At 69.7% G+C, this 16959-nt stretch carries 13 protein-coding genes and 1 pseudogene; 5 read left to right on the forward strand and 9 right to left on the reverse strand.

Annotated elements, in window-relative coordinates:
* Nucleotides 1-36: 36 nt before the first annotated feature.
* A complete protein-coding gene (locus tag F603_RS32060) occupies nt 37-1263 on the reverse strand; it encodes a replicative DNA helicase (protein ID WP_051096208.1) in 1227 nt (408 codons plus the stop codon).
* A gap of 257 nt (nt 1264-1520) precedes the next feature.
* Nucleotides 1521-2378: a metallophosphoesterase family protein gene (locus F603_RS0113485; protein ID WP_037955886.1), complete on the reverse strand. Its 858-nt coding sequence runs from the start codon at nt 2376-2378 to the stop codon at nt 1521-1523.
* A 343-nt stretch (nt 2379-2721) separates the two neighbouring features.
* Between F603_RS0113485 and F603_RS0113490 the strand changes: the two genes are divergently transcribed.
* Nucleotides 2722-3078: a DoxX family protein gene (locus F603_RS0113490; RefSeq protein WP_019546532.1), complete on the forward strand. Its 357-nt coding sequence runs from the start codon at nt 2722-2724 to the stop codon at nt 3076-3078.
* A gap of 197 nt (nt 3079-3275) precedes the next feature.
* Here the strand turns inward: F603_RS0113490 and F603_RS35845 are convergent, their stop codons facing one another.
* The 3 genes and pseudogenes from F603_RS35845 to F603_RS0113510 form a co-directional block, all read right to left on the reverse strand.
* The gene (locus tag F603_RS35845) at nt 3276-3458 is read right to left on the reverse strand and encodes a hypothetical protein (RefSeq protein WP_019546534.1); all 183 of its coding nucleotides are present in this window, start codon (nt 3456-3458) and stop codon (nt 3276-3278) included.
* Between the two features lie 121 nt (nt 3459-3579).
* A pseudogene (locus F603_RS36525) lies at nt 3580-4677 on the reverse strand (pyridoxal-phosphate dependent enzyme); the annotation flags it as partial.
* Nucleotides 4678-4738: 61 nt separating this feature from the next.
* Entirely contained in the window at nt 4739-5959 is a 1221-nt protein-coding gene (locus F603_RS0113510; protein ID WP_037955889.1) for a PP2C family protein-serine/threonine phosphatase, read from the reverse strand.
* A gap of 375 nt (nt 5960-6334) precedes the next feature.
* Between F603_RS0113510 and F603_RS0113515 the strand changes: the two genes are divergently transcribed.
* From F603_RS0113515 to F603_RS0113525, 3 genes are all read left to right on the forward strand, one after another.
* Nucleotides 6335-6559: a hypothetical protein gene (locus F603_RS0113515; protein WP_019546537.1), complete on the forward strand. Its 225-nt coding sequence runs from the start codon at nt 6335-6337 to the stop codon at nt 6557-6559.
* A complete protein-coding gene (locus F603_RS0113520) occupies nt 6556-7908 on the forward strand; it encodes an FUSC family protein (RefSeq protein WP_019546538.1) in 1353 nt (450 codons plus the stop codon). Before F603_RS0113515 ends, F603_RS0113520 begins: the two co-directional genes overlap by 4 nt.
* 321 nt (nt 7909-8229) lie before the next feature.
* A complete protein-coding gene (locus tag F603_RS0113525) occupies nt 8230-9276 on the forward strand; it encodes a glucose 1-dehydrogenase (RefSeq protein ID WP_019546539.1) in 1047 nt (348 codons plus the stop codon).
* A 46-nt stretch (nt 9277-9322) separates the two neighbouring features.
* Here F603_RS0113525 and F603_RS32070 read toward each other — a convergent pair whose 3' ends face one another.
* Both F603_RS32070 and F603_RS32075 read right to left on the reverse strand, forming a co-directional pair.
* Nucleotides 9323-10792, reverse strand: a complete 1470-nt coding sequence (locus F603_RS32070) for an MFS transporter (protein ID WP_019546540.1) — start codon at nt 10790-10792, stop codon at nt 9323-9325.
* A 126-nt stretch (nt 10793-10918) separates the two neighbouring features.
* Nucleotides 10919-13291, reverse strand: a complete 2373-nt coding sequence (locus F603_RS32075) for an FAD-dependent oxidoreductase (RefSeq protein WP_051096210.1) — start codon at nt 13289-13291, stop codon at nt 10919-10921.
* A gap of 174 nt (nt 13292-13465) precedes the next feature.
* Between F603_RS32075 and F603_RS0113540 the strand changes: the two genes are divergently transcribed.
* Entirely contained in the window at nt 13466-14512 is a 1047-nt protein-coding gene (locus F603_RS0113540) for a LacI family DNA-binding transcriptional regulator (RefSeq protein ID WP_019546542.1), read from the forward strand.
* 355 nt (nt 14513-14867) lie between these two features.
* On the opposite strand, the gene F603_RS0113545 is transcribed toward F603_RS0113540, so the two are convergent.
* The gene (locus F603_RS0113545) at nt 14868-15884 is read right to left on the reverse strand and encodes a Gfo/Idh/MocA family protein (RefSeq protein WP_019546543.1); all 1017 of its coding nucleotides are present in this window, start codon (nt 15882-15884) and stop codon (nt 14868-14870) included.
* A gap of 70 nt (nt 15885-15954) precedes the next feature.
* The gene (locus tag F603_RS0113550) at nt 15955-16905 is read right to left on the reverse strand and encodes a TIM barrel protein (protein WP_019546544.1); all 951 of its coding nucleotides are present in this window, start codon (nt 16903-16905) and stop codon (nt 15955-15957) included.
* Nucleotides 16906-16959: the final 54 nt, after the last annotated feature.

Genomic DNA, 16959 nt, shown 5'->3' on the forward strand with positions numbered 1-16959 from the left:
ACCGAGGGGCGAAAAGGCCAAAAAGGCGCCGCAGTGTCAAGGGACAGGTCGCGTACCAATTGACCGTTGAGTGGCCACGGTTCGTGAGATTCGGCCACGGGATTTGAGATCCCGCAACGGCTGACTAGAGCTGGGCGAAGTCGACGAACCGTGCGTAGTGCCCTTGGAAGGCCGTGGTGAGGGTGGCGGTGGGGCCGTTGTTGTGTTTGGCGATGATGAGGTCTGCTTCGCCGTAGCGGGGGAGAGTTTGTCGTAGGCGTCTTCCCGGTGGATGAGGAGGACGAGGTCGGCGACGTCTTCGAGTGCGCCTGAGTCCCGCAGGTCGCTCAGGCGGGGTGTGCGGTCGTCGCGTTGTTCAGCTCCGCGGTTGAGGGTGGAGACGGCGACGATGGGGATTTGCAGTTCCATCGCGAGGAGTTTGAGGCGACGGGCGATCTCGGAGACCTCTTCGTAGCGACTGCCGAGGGGGCGGGTTCCGTAGTCGAGCATTTGGACGGTGTCGAGGCAGGCGAGTTGGAGGTCGTGTTGCGCGTGTAGGCGTCGGCATTGGGCTCGTAGTTGGGTGAAGGTGGTGTTCGCGTCGTCCTGGAGGAACAGAGGGGCCTCGGCCACGGTCGACATCTTTCGTGCTAGGCGGCCCCAGTCGTCGTCGGTGAGGTGTCCGGAGCGCATGCGGTGTCGGGCGACGCGGGCTTCTGCGGCCAACAGCCGCATGCCGATGTCGTTCAGGCTGGCGTCGCGGGTGAACATGACGGCGGGCAGACGGTGTGTGAGGACCGCCGAGCGTAGGAAGTCCACGGCGAGGGTGGTGGTGCCCATCGCCGGGCGGCCGGCGATGACCACGAGCTCGCCGGGGTGGAGGCCGCCGGTCAGTTCGTCGAGCTCGCGGAACCCTGTGGGTACCCCGTTACATACCTGGTGCTCTTGTTTACTGCCGATGAGCTCGATTTCGTCGAGGACGTTCTCCAGCACTTCGTTGAGGCTGACGGAAGGGTGGAGGCCGGCGCGGCCTGCTGTGGCGGCGAGGATCTCGGCTTGGGCGGTGTCGGCGAGGGCCTCGGCGGTGGTGGTGTCGGCCTCGTCGGTGAGGGCGTCGATGTGCTGGGCGGCGCTCTTGAGACGGCGGAGGACTGCCAGGGCGCGCACCGTCTCGGCGGCTTGTGTACTGGTGCCGGTGGCGGCGGCCGTGGCGTTGAGGTTCTCCAGGTAGGCGCTGCCGCCGACCGCGTCGAGGTGGCCTTGCTCCTCCAGGAGCGTTTGCACGGACTCGACGGTGGGGGCCGCGGCGTCGGCGGGGCTACGGCTGTAGCGGTCGAGGATCGCGGCTTGGTCGACCTTGGCTTACTCCTCCTGTCCTGCGGCGACACTTTGATATCCCAGGTCAGTTCGTCGCCGCGGAAGAACGGGCAGCTCCGGGAGCGGTCAGCCACCGGTGTCCGTGACAAGTTCTGGGACACGAGAACTCAGCGGCCGAATACGCGGGGAACTCGGTGATCGGAAGCCGGCCGGCGGCACCGCGTTCATCCGGTGCTCTCCCCCAGGTCGATACGGCGCAGGATGCCGTGCGGGTGGCCGTGTCGCTGCCACTCGCGCGGATATCCCAGGGAGACCTCGTGGAAGGGCACGCCGTCGTGGACGGTGCGGCGCGGGATGTGGAGGTGGCCGTAGAGCACGCAGGCGACGTGGAAGCGTCGATGCCACGTCTCCGTACGCCGGGTGCCGCACCACATCGCCAAGTGGGGGTGGCGCAGCACCCGCGTCGGTTCGCGGACGAGCGGGTAGTGGTTGACGAGCACCAGTGGAACGTCCGGGTCGTCGACCGCCGCGAGCCGCTGCTCCGTCTCCGCGACCCGCGCTGCGCACCAGTCCTCGCGGCTGGGGAACGGGTCGGAGTGCAGGAGGAGTTCGTCGCTGAACGCCAGGCCGGTCTCCTCGGCCACCCGCATGCCCTCCGCCTTGGACTCCGCGCCCTCGGGCAGCCAGGTGTAGTCGTAGAGCAGGAAGAGCGGCGCTATCCTCAGGCGTCCGTGCTCACCCCTGAAGACGGGGTAGGGGTCTTCCGGCGTGACGACGCCCAACTCCCGGCACATCTCGACCAGATGGAGGTAGCGCTCCTCGCCGCGGAGGGTGAGTCCGTCCGAAGGGTGGGTCCACAGCTCGTGGTTGCCCGGTGTCCACACCACCGTGCCGAACCGTTCCGCGAGCATCGCCAGGGTCCGCCGCACCTCGTCGGCGGTCTCCGCGACATCGCCCGCCACGACGAGCCAGTCACCGGGAGACTCGGGGCGCAGGCCCTCAACGAGCGCCTTGTTCCTTCCTATTGCCGCGTGCAGGTCGCTGATCGCGAGCAGGCGACCAGGGGCTTGAACAGCAGTCACAGCCACACCCTAGTGGCCGGGGACCGCGGCCGGGGGCTGTTCCGGGGAGGCAGCTCTTCCCTCGTATACCGGACTTCCCGACGGGCTTGACCTCGACCGTCCCCACCGGCCTTCAGATGCGGCGAAAGGAAGACAGCCTCGCCCGGACCGCGTCGGTCACCTGCTCAATGATCCGTTCACCGTGGGGCATCGGCGATGAGCGCCTGCGCGAGGCCGATGCTCCGGATGTCCGCCACCAGACGACGCCGATGTCACACGTCGAGTCGCTGTCTTGTCATAAAGGGAAACGGCGTCTTCCAACGGAGCGCCCGGCAACGCTGTCCCCCACGGAAACGGAGAAAACGTGTCCGCCGCCTACCTCACGGTCACCCTCCTCGCTGCGGTCTTCAACGGTGCCGCCGCCGTCACCTACCTGATCGGCCACGACTACCCCAAAACCCAAGCAGACATGAAGGGCCTCCCCCGCAAGTACGTACCCCTACTGGGCACACTGCTGGCAGCGGGCACGGTCGGACTGCTCGCCGGACTCGCCGTACCGCTCCTCGGGACCCTCGCCGCCTGCGGGCTCGTGCTGTACTTCGTCGGAGCGATCACCGCCCATCTGCGGGTGGGCTCCCGCGACATCGCGGGCGGGATCGTCTTCCTCGCCACCGCGGTGGCCGCCCTGGTACTGGGGCTGGCCGACCACGGCCCCTGGTGACCTGCGGGCCGGCTCTCGGTCGTGCCACCGCAGACCGTGTGCGTTCTTCCTCAGCTCCGGACCGCCGCGTCATGTACGCCAGTTCGCTGGGCGAGCACCTCGTCGCCGCCGTTTCCGAGTCCAGGATCGCGCTCATCGACGAGCCCATGCGCCGTCTGTGAGCGCCCCGCCAGCGCCGCGATGGTTTGCCTCATCTCCTAGTCGCTCGAGGCTGTCCCCCACATACCGGTCGAGGTGAAGTGCTCCACCTCGGACAGCGGCCCCGCCAACCCCCAGCCGTGCGCCGCGACCCACGCGTCGTCGTAGCAGGTCTCGCGGTAGAGGTCGGCGCCGTCCCCGGCAACGAGGACGACCGGTCCCCTCGTGCCCTCCCGTCGCATGCGGTCCAGGACCCTGAACGCGCCCCACAGGCAGCTCCCGGTGGACGGACCGGCCCCGCAGTCCGGTGACCGCGGCGAGGTGCCGCATCGTTGCGACGCTCGCCGCGTCGGGTACCGGGATGACCAGGTCGACCAGGGAGGATCGAAGGCCGGCTCCATCCGGGGCCGTCCGATGCCCTCGTTCCGGGAGGGCATGCCGGTGCTGTACGCGGGGCAGTCCGTGACCCAGCCGGGGAAGTACGCCGAGTTCTCCGGATCGACGGCGGCGCCGGGTGCCGGCGTCCCGACGGTGCAGGTATCGCACGATGGCCGCCGAGGTCGCCCCACTGCCGGCGCCCACCACGATCCAGGCGGGCGGCGATTCGCCGCGCTCCGCGAGGTCCTGCGCGAGCTGTGGACCCAAGCTCCGCGGTCCGTTCCAGTCGACGGCGTCCCCCACCCGGTGGAGGTGGTCCAGATAGTGGCCACCGACCTGTTCCGCGAGTCCACGCACCCGTTCGTAGACGGCGGGCGGCGGGTCGACGGGAACGCAGCGGCCGCCGTGCGTCTCGATCCGGTGCCGCTCGGCCGTCGAGGTCCGCTCCGGGACGACGGCCGTGTACGGCAGGCCGAGGAGCCGGGCGAAGTGGGCCTGCGAGACGGCCATGTTGCCGCTCGTCGCCTCGAAGAGCGGAGTGTCCTGCTCGATGTGGCCCGCACGCAGTGCGTGGAGAAACAGGTCGCGCGCCGGCCCGTGCTTGAGGCTTCCGGTGGGGCGGCGCGACTCGTCCTTGAGGTACAGGGCCGTGCCCGGAGGCCCGGTGAGCGGGAAGGGCAGGAGCGGCGCCGGAGGTTCGGTGGCACGGTCGTCGAGCCAGCGTGCGGATCGCCTGGCGTGCCCAGGCAGTGAGGTCGTCTTCGCCGGTCTCCGATGCCACCCGCTGCCACTGCCTTCCTCGTCCGGTCCGATGCCCGACTTCCCGTGCGCGCCGGCGTCCGGCGCTGCGTGCTGATGCCGCGCTCGGCGGCACAACGAGCCGGTTGTCACACAAGGCGGGCGTCCGGGGGAACCACGGTGCGCGGAGTTTCGTACAGTGTCGACGTGTTGCAGTGGCCGCCGCCCCACACGGTGCGCGGCCCGAGCACATCGGGCGGCGGTCCGACGACCTCCCACTCGCCACAACGGCTGAGTCCCTGTCAGCAAAGCCGAGTGGACCACGCCGAGTACGCGCTGCCGCACGCGGGGCAGCCACGTTTCCGCGTGAGCCCGCCTTCCCCGGGACCGACGTCCGGCCCTGGACCTAGCGCCTGCTTTCCGTGGCGCCGGTTCGTTGGCTGGAGCCGGGTCCGTACCAGTCGAGGCAGACCACAGTGGCGTCGTCCAGCAGTTCGCCGTCGGTGGCCGCTCGCAGTGCTTGGACCATGGAGCGGACAGCTTGGCGAGGGTGCAGGGCCGTGTCGCGCGCGATCACGGTCGGCAGGTCGAGGGTGCGCGTGTTGCGTTCGAGCATGCCGTCCGTGAGGAACACCAGCCGGTCGCCGGGGTACAGGGAGATCTCCTGTACTTGGTAGCTGTCCTGCCACGGGTTGCCGAAGGGCATGTCCACTTGCGGTTCGAGTTCTGTGACCTGCCCGGCGCGGAGCCGCAGGGGCCACGGGTGCCCGGCGTTGACCAGCAGCGCATGTCCGCTGGTCAGGTCGACCCACAGCATCTGTCCCGTGGCGGTGCCCCCTCGCCCGTACTCGAGCAAGGCGCGGTGAGCGGCGTTCGCTTGCTCGGGGAGAGGGAGGGCGGCGCGACGAGTCTGACGGAGAGCGCCGGCGACGAGGCTGGCGAGGAGCGCCGACTCCACCCCGTGTCCCATGGCATCGGTGATGGACAGGTGCAGGGCCTGCTCGTCGAGGCTGTAGTCGAAGGTGTCGCCGGCGATGTCTCCGGCCGGCTCCAGCGCCCCGGCGACCGTCGCCTGTCCGGCTTCCACCGCCAGCGCGGCGGGCAGCAGGTTGTGTTGGATCTCGGCGGCGAGGCTGGGGACCTTGGTGCGCCGTCTCCATTCGAAGAGGTCGGTGAAGCGTCTGTTGATGGTCACGACGTAGCTCAGAGCTTGGGCGGCCTGTGCGATGTGCTCCTGCTCGGAGGGGGTCGGTGGTTGCTGCGTGACCAGTTCCAGAGCCCCGATCGCATCCCCCCGCGTGGTAACCGGCGTCACCACCAGATAGCCGCCGCGTTTGTACCCATCGGGCGCATGCGCCTCGACGACGTGCAGCTTCTGCGTGCGCAGCACCTCGTCGTAGACCGTGCCCGGGAGCGGCTCCACCGGATCGGCCTTCCCCTCCCGGTCGGCCCACACGGCCGGAAGTCGCCAGAGTGCCTCCCCGGCCAGGTCCGTGATCAGGAAACACACGTCGTGAGCGTCGACCTGTTCAGCCAGGAGGTCGGCCACCGCCGTCACGGAACTGGTCGGTGGCGCCTGCTCCACTGCCCGCAGGATCTCTTGGAGGTTCAGCTCACGAGATGTCATCACACCGCCGCCTTCTCGTCGTCCGGGGATGGGCAACGTCTCAGACAACACCGTCGGCTTCGGTGGAGCGCGCATCCCCCGCCGGACAACAGCGGACCGACGCCGCGATGGCCGATGTACGAGCGCCCGAGACGGCGCCGCCCTTGGCACGTGTCCTGGCTCGCCGGCCGCCGTCGTCCCACCGCCGGTGAAGGCATGTCCGGACTCGACGGTGCCGACGTGTTGCCTGCTGCGCCGTGCGCTCCCGGCGATTGGCGCTCACGATGGCGTAATGCCCGTTTAGCGTCTCGACCTTTCCGGAAGCTCTCCACCGCGCAGGCCCCGCGGTGTGTACGCGATGTGCGCAGGGCAGCGGTCCGGCTTAGGAGACACGACATGCAGCGGTTTTCCCGGAAGCCGGGCGCCCATGGTCCGGTGGAGGAAGGGGGCGCCACCGCGGCCGAGCGCGAGGTCGGCCGCTGGGGAGCGGTGATCGCCGGCGGTTTCCTCTTCGGTTACGACGCCGGGGTCGTAACCGATGCGTCGTACACCAGACAGGACTTCGGGGGCGGCTCCTTCCGGAGGGTCGGATACGAAACCGGAACGCGAGACTGCCGTTGAACGCCCGTACCTCACCGCGTCCGCACTCCGTCGCCGGCACCCTGCGGAAGGGGCTGCGCGAGGCGCGGGCGGCGACGTCGGCGGCCTGGCAGCGGCTGAAGAGCAGCATGTGGCCCGTCGTGCAGCAGACCGTCGCCGCGACCGTCGCCTGGTGGATCGCCGCGCATTTCATCGACCACCATCAGCCGATCTTCGCGCCGATCACCACGATCGTCGCCCTCAACACCACCCGCGGCGGGCGCGGCACCAACGCCGTGCGCTTCGTCCTCGGCGTCATCGCGGGGGTTTTCGCCGCCCAGTTGACGGTCGCCGTCCTCGGTCCCGGCTACCCCACCGTGGCGGTAGCCGTCTTCCTCGCCATCCTCGCCGCCCTCCTCTTCGGCGGCGTACGCGTCACCATGGCCCAGGCCGGGGTGAGCGCGATCATCGCCGTAGCCACCGGCACCAGTACGGGGACCGACCGGGTGGTCGACGCGGTACTCGGCGGAGCCGTCGCGCTCGTCTTCAGCCAACTCCTGTTCCCTGCGCACCCGTTGGCTGCGCTGCGGCGGGCCGAGAGCGCGATCCTCCGGAACCTGGCGCATGCGCTGACCCTGACGGCGGAGGTCGTGGAGCACGGGGACTCGCGAGGTTCGCAGTGGACCTGGGAGCACCTGCTCGCCGCGTACCAGCGACTGGTCGACCTCGGTGAGGCGCGTGACAACGCCGATACCGTCGCGCGCCGCTCGCCCCTGTGGTGGGGGCAGCGTCAGCCCATCGAGCGCGAGAGCGCGTACGCGGCCCGCCTGGACCTGCTCGGCAATAGCTGCCTCACCCTCACCCGCACGGCCACGGAGCTGCCGCCCGGGCAACGTTCCGCGCTGTCACCCGTGGTCAGGGAGCTGTCCGAGACGCTGCGGTCCCTCGCCGCTTCCCCCGGCGACCGCGCCGAGCGCCAACGTGCGGCCGAACGTGCCGTCGCCGTGGCCGCCCGCGTGACCGGTCCCGGCTCGGAGTCCGAGCAGAGGCCCGAGCCGGATTCCGGCGCCGGCTCCGTCCGTCCACCCGCTCCCGGCCCGGGGACGCGCCACGATTCCAGCCCGGTCCCCGGCCCGGCACCGGCCGAGGGCGTCGAACTCCTCGTGGCCCGGGCGGGCGTGCGGATGGTGGTCTTCGACATCCTCGTCTTCGTCGGCGTCGAGGGCGACGCCGACGAACAGGCCGGCGTCGGTGCCCGTACCGGCGCCGGGACCGGCTCGGACGAGGCGGCGGAAAGGGTACTCAGCGGCGCTGCGGACGTGCGCGTCAGCGCGCCGCCCGAGCTGCGCTGGCCCGCCCACCTTCCGTTCCGCCTGCCCTCCAACGGCTGACCTGACGGGACGGGCTCTCTTCCCGTTCCGCGCCACCTGCTCGACGGCTGCCAATCGCCGTGCCAGGAACGCGATGCCGCCTGCCGCGCGAAGACAGCGGGTCGGAAGCAGCGTGCGCCCGGCTCCGGGCTGCCGCGCTCCACGGCGCGCACGGTTCCGCTCGTACGGGCCGTACCGCTGTGCCGGGTCATCGCCCCGGCCGCCGGTGCGGGTGCGGCCTGCCGCCCGCCCGAATTGCGGGTCGGTTCGCCGGAGGGGACGCTCGAACGAGCCCTGTGCGGCCGTCGCGGGGCCGGCGGAACCGGGTGGGAGGTGACGTGCATGAAGGCGATCACGGTGGTGCCCGGTGAGCCGGAGCAGGTGCGGGTCGGCGAGGTGCCCGACCCGGCGGAGGACGAGGGAGCGCTCCTCGTCGAGGGTCGGCTGCTGGGGATCTGCGGAACGGACGTCGACATCGTCGAGCGCGGCTACGGGAGTCTGCCGCCGGGTCAGGACCGCCTGGTGGTCGGGCACGAGTCGCTGGGCGTGGTGCTCGAGGCACCGGAGGACAGCGGGTTCTCGGCGGGCGACAACGTGGCGGGGATCGTACGGCGTCCCGACCCTGTGCCGTGCCCACCGTGCGCACACGGCGAATGGGACTTCTGCCGCAACGGGAAGTACACGGAACGCGGCATCAAGGAACGGGACGGTTACGGCTCCGAGCTGTGGCGGATCGACCCCGCCTACGCGGTCCGTGTCAGCCCCGGCGTGGGAGACCGCGGAGTACTGCTGGAGCCGGCTTCGGTGCTGGCCAAGGCATGGGAGCAGACCGACCACATCCTCGCGCGCTCGTCGTGGCAGCCCCGGACGGCGCTGGTGACAGGCGCCGGACCGATCGGCCTGCTGGCCGCTCTGCTGGGGGTACAGCGCGGCCTGGACGTCCACGTTCTGGATGTCAACGACAAAGGGCCCAAGTCGGCGCTGGTGAACGATCTCGGCGCCACCTTCCACGCCGGTGACCTCGCGTACACCGGGCTCAGCCCCGATGTCGTCATCGAGTGCACGGGCCACGGCCCCCTGGTATTCGACCTGGTGAACGCCGCCTGTCCCAACGCCGTCATCTGCCTGACGGGCATGGCCTCGGGCTCGAAACCGTCGCCGTTCGGGGCGGACGAAGTGAACGACACGATGGTCCTCAACAACACGGTGCTCTTCGGCAGTGTCAACGCGGCGCGTTCCCACTACGAGCAGGCCGCAACGGCCCTGGCCGACGCCGACAGCGACTGGCTCGACCGCCTCATCACCCGCCGCGTCCCCATGGACGCGTTCCCCGACGCGCTCCGCAAGACCGAGGACGACGTCAAGGTCGTCGTCGACCTGCGCACGTGAACAGCGGCCGGCGTTGTCGAGGTGAGGCGCCGCGTGCGCGTCGCTCTCATCCGCCGTTGTGAGCGCGTGCGGGTTCCGCGGGCTCTGTCGCCGGTGCCTGTTCCGGTGTCCCCGTCTCGACGTCCTGGCCGATCGGCTCCCAGCGGATGCAGAAGAGTGCGATCAGCGCGGCGACGGGGGCCGAGGCGAGCAGCAGCATCGTGAGTGACTGGCCCACGGTGTCCAGGAGGACCGGGAAGAGGAACAGGCCGAGGATGGAGCCGATACGTCCCATGGTCTCCGCCCATCCGGACCCCAACGAGCGGTATTCGGTGGGATAGGACAGCGTCGCCATGGTTTTGCTCTGCGGCCCCGGTCCGAAGGCATGGCCGAACATCAGCATCCCGACCAGCAGGACGGGGAGCAGGGGCATGTTGTCCCACCCGTCGTCCCCCAGCGCGCTGAGGATCAGGAGCGAAACGGCGACGATCACGTAGCCGATCGTGGCCAGCCTCCACAGGCCCATGCGGTTGGTGATGGCTCCCTGGAGGACGCCGGAGACCAAGGCGAAGGTGTGCACGATCACGGTGGCGAGCACGATGGCGTTGAGGTTGTCGCCGAACAACAGCCCCGCGATGACCGGCGAGTAGAAGCCGATCGCGTAGTACTGCAACGACTGGGTGCCGGCGATGACCGAGGCCAGGGTCGTCCTCGCCCGGAAGGGGCGCCGGAAGATGTCCGTCGTGCGGGGGCGCCTACGCCTCTTCCGCATTGGCGCCGCATCGGTCGCCGCGGAGTCGTCGCCCGCTCCGCGCCCGCTGGGTGGCACTACCCGCACCGGAACCTGGTAGACGCGTTCGACGATCCGGCCCGCCTCGGCCAACCCGCGGTGTTGGGCTGCCCACATGGGGCTCTCCTCCGCGTACTTCAGCCGGACCAGGAGGACGATGAACACCGGCACCGCGCCGATACCGACCGACCAGCGCCACAACTGGTCCTCCGCCCCCGCGAACTTGACAACCAGGGCGGCGAGCGCGCCGGACATGGTGGCGACGCTCGACAGGGGCTGCCAGAGATTGACCCAGGTGCCCTTACGTCGGGTGTTGAGGAACTCGACCATCAGGCTGAACGCGACGGGCAGGTCCAGCCCGGTACCGACGCCCATGAGGAAGCGGAAGACGAGCATCGTCTCGAAGTTGGGTGCCAGCGCCGAGCCGATCGGTGTGACGACGAGGATGGCGCTGGCGATGACGAATACCTTGAACCGGCCGGTTCGGTCCGCGAGATAACCGCCGAGGAACGTGCTGAGCAAGGCGCCGATCGCGATAACGGCGCTGACCGAGCCGACCTGAAAGGAGCTCAGGTCCCACTCGGCGGCCATCTGGTCTATTCCGATGCCGAGGCTGCCCAGGTCATAGGCATCGGTGAAGACGCTGACCAGCCCGAGAACAGCGAATATCGTCGTACGCGCGGTGCCCGGCGCTCTGTTGATGAAGTCCGTGATGTCCCGCCTGGAGCGGATGACGAGTTCACTCATGGTTCGCTCCCGGCACCCGGCGCTCAACGGGTATCTGGACGTCCTTGTCCATGTGGTCGCTTTCCTTGTTCAGGGGCCGAGCGCGCCGTCCCCGGCACGCTCGGCCCGGCGGCCTGCCTTGGAACGTCAGCCGCGCCGTGCGCGTGCGGAGGTCGCGGTGAAGCTCGGCCGTGCGCAGCGCGGCGTCTCGTAGCAACGGACCTCGTACACGCCGGCCGAGGGGTCCCCGTTCGTCGCGTACACGACGAGGCGCAGACGATCCGTGGTCACGGGGGTGTCGAAGTCGTGCACGACGCGGGTGGTGTAGTTGCCCTCCACGCGCGCCACCTCGTGCCACTCGCCGTCGACCCACGCTTCGAGTGCGTAGTCGCGGACGCACTGCGGGTCCCGGTAGAACGGCGGGTAGGCGTGGTACTCACGCAACAGGTGCCCGGCGAACGTCAATTGGACGTGCTGCACGGTCCGCGGCTGCTCCCAGGCCAGCTCCAGCCACTGCGGCAGCGGCTCCACCGGATCGGACCGCCACAGGTTGGTCCGCCGGTGCGGGCGCGTGACTCCGCTCAGCACGTTGGCCGGCGCGTAGGCGTCCTGTGCGGGCTCGATCCGGAAGCTCAGGGTGGAACCCCCGGCGAACCGACGGTAGCGACCGGGCATCGCCTCGTAGGCGGCGATGTTCCCCGGCTGAAGCGCCCCGGCCTCGTGCCACTCGACGCGGGGATTCGCCGCGGCGTCCACTCGTATGTAACCGCCCTCGGCGGGGAGTTGGTCGACCGTCAGGTCGATCGGCCAGGTGACCCAGTGCGGCCCTCCCGGCGGAACCGTGAGCGTGGTCTCCGCGAGCGGCGGGGTGCCGGGGTCCGTGCGGTACTCCCACAGGTCGCTGACCGCGTGCAGTTCTGCGTCGACCTGCTGCGGCACGTCGTCCTCGTTGCTGAGGCACAGTTGCAGCGTGTCCACGCGCCGTGCAGGTCCCAAGCTGATCCACTGAGCGACGCGGCGCTCCAACCGCCCGGTGAAAGGGTATACGGGGTGGTCGTGCCACTGCCCCAACTCCCCCAACCAGTTGGCGCTGTTGGGGCCTACGCCACGCAGCAGGTCCTGGCTGCTCACGGTGGCGACGGCCTTGCGCGCAAGGTCCTCCGGGTCGGTGTTGTGCTGGTTGGGCAGGAAGCAGCCGTCCCGCAGCAGCGTCTGTTGCACCTCGCCGACGTACTCGTCGGCAACCCGGGCGACGGGGACACCGCGCCTGAGGGCGGTGCTCGCCGCCGTGCCGGCGGCCTGGCCGAGTACCGCGCAGGTGCTCATGACGCGAATGGAACTCATCGCCGCATGGGTGGCGCTGACGTTCCGACCCGCGAGGAGCAGGTTCTCCACGTCCTGGCTGATCATGATGCGCAACGGCAGCCCGAAGGGGCCCACGTTGGTGCCGGCGCCGTAGTTCGAGGTCGGGTCCAGTCCGCGGGCGTTCAAGGGCTCGCTGGTCTCCGCCAACAGGCCCCCGAGCGTGTGCATGTCGACGTACCAGCCGCCGAAGGCGACCTCGTCGTCGAACACGGTGCGGTCGAGGAGGTCGTTCTCCGTGAGCAGCAACTCGCCCATGACCCGGCGGTTCTCCCGCTTTCCCGGGACCTGGCCTATCCAGTCCAGCGCCAGATTGGTCGCCTGCTCACGGAGATTGGGGTCACGGTTCTTCAGGTAGTCCCAGATGCCGAGCGTGTGCCGAGTCAGTTCGTGCCGTATCTGCTCGTTGTCGTGGAGCGTGTCCCACGGCGGGCCGATCTCGATCCACCAGTACCCGCTGCTCAGCCTTTTGGGCACCCTGCCGCCCTTGTAGAAGAAGTCGGGGTCGTCGTAGTGCACGGCCCACTCGGGCGCATGGAACGGGGCCGGTTTCCCTACGTCGACCGTCTTGAAGTGGAGGGAGCTGCCCATGACTCCCGGGCCCGCTTCGCTCGGTGCGTGCGGCTCGTCGTAGGCGTCCCTGGATTCGGTGCCGCTGCGCCACTCGGCCCCGGCGAGGTGGGCGACCGTACCGTCTCCTGTGCAGTCGATGAAGAAATCGCCCTCGATCCGCAGCTCGGTCTCGGCGTTCTCCACCCGGGCGGTCACCGCGGCGATCTGCCGCCCGTCGTCCTTCTCGACGTCGGTGACCGAGGTGTTGAGATGCAGCGTCAGGTTCTCGGTCCGTACGGCCATGTCGTACAGCACCATGTCCCAGACGCTGTTGGTCCAGCCGTTCTCCACGATGGGCTCGTGGTTGACGGCCCGCTCTTCGATGAGGGCCTCGGCGAGGATTCCGGACTCCCGTGCGTACCCGTGGAAGGCGGCGGCCCCGTGGGGAGTCACCCTGATCTCGGAGGAGGAGTTGCCACCGAGGACGGGCCGGTTCTGGATGAGGCATACGCCGGCGCCGTGCCGGGCGGCGGCGAGCGCGGCCGAAAACCCGGCCAAACCGCCTCCGCATACGACGACTTGAAAGCGTTGTTGGACACGTTTCATCACATGGGCTCCCGCGTGTACGAGCGAAAGAATGGAGGCAGCAGGGAAATGGGAAGACCCCGCGCAAGGAAAAGTGAGCGCCACTCTCGGTCTCTGAGTTAAAGCGCTTTTAATTGCTGCTCAGTCTTGCGGTAACATCACTTGCTGTCAATCCCTCGGCGAGGAGGATTCTGCATGTCCGATCGCGACGGCTCAGCCGGCCGGCGTCCCACCCTCAGCGACGTCGCGTCGCGCGCCGCCGTGTCCCCGGGGCTTGCCTCGCTCGCGCTGCGCGGAGCCCACGGGCCGAGCGAGCGAAGCCGCGCGCGCGTGCTCGAGGCGGCGGCCGAACTCGGCTACCGTCCGGACGTCGCCGCCCGGCTGCTGGCGCGCCACCGCTCCCATCTGCTGGGCGTGGTCTACGCGTTGCAGCACTCGTTCCACGCGGACGTGATCGAACAGCTCTACGTCGCGGCCGAGGAGGCGGGCTTGGAGGTGATGCTGAGCGCGGTGACGTCGAGCCGCACTCCGCAACGCGCGGTGGAGACGCTCCTCGACAACCGCTGCGAAGGGGTTGTGCTCCTCGGAGCGGAGAACCTCCCCGAGGAGATCTTCGCTCAGGTCTCGGGGGTCCCCACCGTCGTGATAGGTCGTTCTTCCCGGGCGCCGCTCGCGGGCGCGGTCGTGCGCACCCCGGGCGACCTGGGCGTCCGGCAGGCGGTGGAACACCTTGCCGGGTTGGGGCACAAGAGGATCACGCACCTCGACGGCGGCGCGGGGCCGAGTTCACGGGAGCGCCGCCGCGGATACGAACTGGCGATGACGGAGCACGGGTTGGGTGCGGGCATACGGACGGTGCCGGGCGGGCCCTCGGAAGAGGACGGCGTCGCGGGGGCCCGAACGCTGCTGGAGGGAGAGCTGCCCACAGCAGTGCTCGCCTACAACGACAGTGCTGCGACGGCGTTGATCCACACGTTGCTGCGCGCCGGAGTTCGGGTACCCGAGCACCTGTCCGTCGTCGGTTACGACGACAGCCACCTCGCCCGTCTCGCCCATCTTCGCCTCACCACGGTCGCCCAGGACGTCGCAAGGCTTGCGAGCGTGGCTGTACGGCACGTCACCGCCAGGCTCGAGGGCGATGAGGCAGCCCCCGAAGAGGTCGTACCGCCACGACTGGTCGTCCGCTCGACGACCGCCGAGCCGCGCATCGATCCGACCGGGAGCGCCTCGGTCGGTCGGTAGGGACGGGTCTCGCTCTCGGCTGCCAGCGGTGGGCGGCTGCCGAACTCCCGCTTCGCCAGCGGACGTTGGAGCTCCGCCGTGATGTCGCTCCTCCGCTTCCGGTGTCGGACAGCGGCGCGCTGACGCTCGTCCGGCGACGGCCACCGGTGCGGCGGTGGCACCGAAGCCGGCTGGACGAGGTGTGCGCGACGGGGCTGCTTCGGCTCGCTGCCCCGGTCGGCACGAGGGCGGCGGCAGGTGGGCACGAAGCTCCGACGCGGCGAGAACTCCGAGTACCCATGGTGGAGTTCGGCGACAGTACGCACCGCCTCCTCCTGCGGCGGCCAGCGGAACACCGCCGATTCGGTGGCCGCTTTCACGTGGAGCCTCCGTACACCGCCGGCCGGGGCTTCAACTCGACAGCGATGACGGCGCCGCCGGTCGTCAGCGACTCGACGGCGGCGTCGGTGACGACGGTCGCCGCGTAGCCGTCCCAGGCCGACGGTCCCGTCGGTTCGCGGCCGCTCCGGACACCGTCGATCCACTCGCGGATCTCGGTGTCGAAGGCTGCTGCGAACCGCCCTGTGAAGTCGGCGAAGATCGCGGTGCTCTCCCGTCCGGCGGCGCGCACCCGCGGAGCCGCGGGGTCGGGCAGTCGGACCAGGCCCTCTTCGCCGACGATCTCGCACTGGATGTCGTAGCCGTACTGGCAGTTGACGAAGACCTCCAGGTCGATCCGGACCCCGCGGGCGGTCTCGAAGAGCATGAACTGCGGATCGGTCAGGTGCGGATAGCGCTTGCCGGTGGACCGCGGGGTGAGCACCTGCACCGTGGTGATCTCGTCGTCCAACAGCCAGCGCAGCACGTCGATCTCGTGCACGGCGGTGTCCCTGGCCGCCATGTCGGAGGTGTAAGAGGACTGCGCGGACTTGTTGCGGTGCGCGCAGTGCGCCATGAGCGGTGTGCCGAGGCCGCCGTCGTCGACGGCCTCCTTGAGAGCCCGGTAACCGGCGTCGAACCGGCGCATGAAACCCACCTGCACCAGCCGGCGTCCCGCCGCACGCTCCGCCTCCACGATCCGCAGACCGTCCGCCGGATCGGTGGCGAGTGGCTTCTCGCAGAGCACCGGCTTCCCCGCGGCGACCGCGGCGAGCACCTGCTCGGCGTGTGTGGGGCCCCAGGAGGCGACGAGCACGGCATCCACCTCGTCGGACTCGACCAGATGGCGACTGTCGGAGAGGACGGCGGCTCCCTGCGGCGCGACGGACAGCGCCCGCTGGCGGTCGATGTCACTGACGGCACTCACCCGAGCCCCCGGGACTGTGGTGCTCAGCCTGCGAATGTGCTCGGTACCGATCCAGCCGGCGCCGATGACTCCCACTCGTACGGTCATGGGGATTCCTTCCGGGGAGGGTGAGTGGGGCGCGCAGGAGAGCCCCTCCTGGCGCCTGTGGCGGGCCACTTCATCGGGCTGCGGTCGGCCGCCGTGTTGCCGTCAGTCCGCACTCGGCGAGGTATTCGCGCGTGTGCCGGGCGATCGGCAGCGGGACCTCGGGGGCGCAGGGATAGAGGTCCTGCTCGACGACGACGAACAACTCGGCGTCCAACGTGGTCAGTTCGGCCACGATGTCGGCGGGGTTGGGCAGCCCTGCGGGCGGGGTGACGCACACACCACGCGCGACCGCCTCGCCGAAGGAGAGGTTCTCCGCGGCGACCTGGTCGAGGATCTCGGGGTCCATCTGCTTGAGGTGGACATATCCGACGCGCTCGCCGAACCGGCGAATGAGGTCGAGGTTGTCACCGCCGCCGTAGACCACGTGCCCGGTGTCCAGGCACAGATTGGTCCACCGACCGTCGGACTCGTTGAGCAGCTTCTCGATCTCCGGCTGCGCCTGGATATGGCTGTCGGCGTGCGGGTGGACGACCAACCGCACCCCGTACTCCTCCCACAGCCTGCTGCCGAGCTCGTCGGCACGCTCACCGACGCCGGCCCACTGACCGGCGGTCAACTCCGGCGGCTCGGTGTACTCGCCGGTCTTCTCATCCCGGTACAGACGAGGGATGAACACCAGATGGCCGGCTCCCGCAGCGGCCGTCAGCTCCGCGACCCGCCGCGCGTGGGCGAGAGTCTCCTCCCATGCGTCCTCGCGGTGCAGGGCCCCGAAGGTCGTCCCTCCCGATACCTGGAGGCCGCGCTCTCCGAGTTCCGCGGCGAGGCGCTCAGGCTCCAGCGGCAGGTAGCCGTACGGGCCCAGCTCCACCCACCGGTATCCGGCCGTGACGAGTTCGTCGAGGAAGCGCGAGTACGGGACCTGACGGTCGTCCTCGGGGAAGGAAATGCCCCAGGAGACCGGGGCGGTGCCGAGACAGAGGTTTCCCGCGGTCAGGCGCGGAGAGTGTGGCGTTGTTGCCATGACTGCTCCTTACAAGCAGGGAGTGGGAGACGGCACGGAGCCGAGGTTTCGGGT

It is taken from the genome of Streptomyces sulphureus DSM 40104 (assembly GCF_000381025.1).
Lineage (GTDB): Bacteria > Actinomycetota > Actinomycetes > Streptomycetales > Streptomycetaceae > Streptomyces > Streptomyces sulphureus.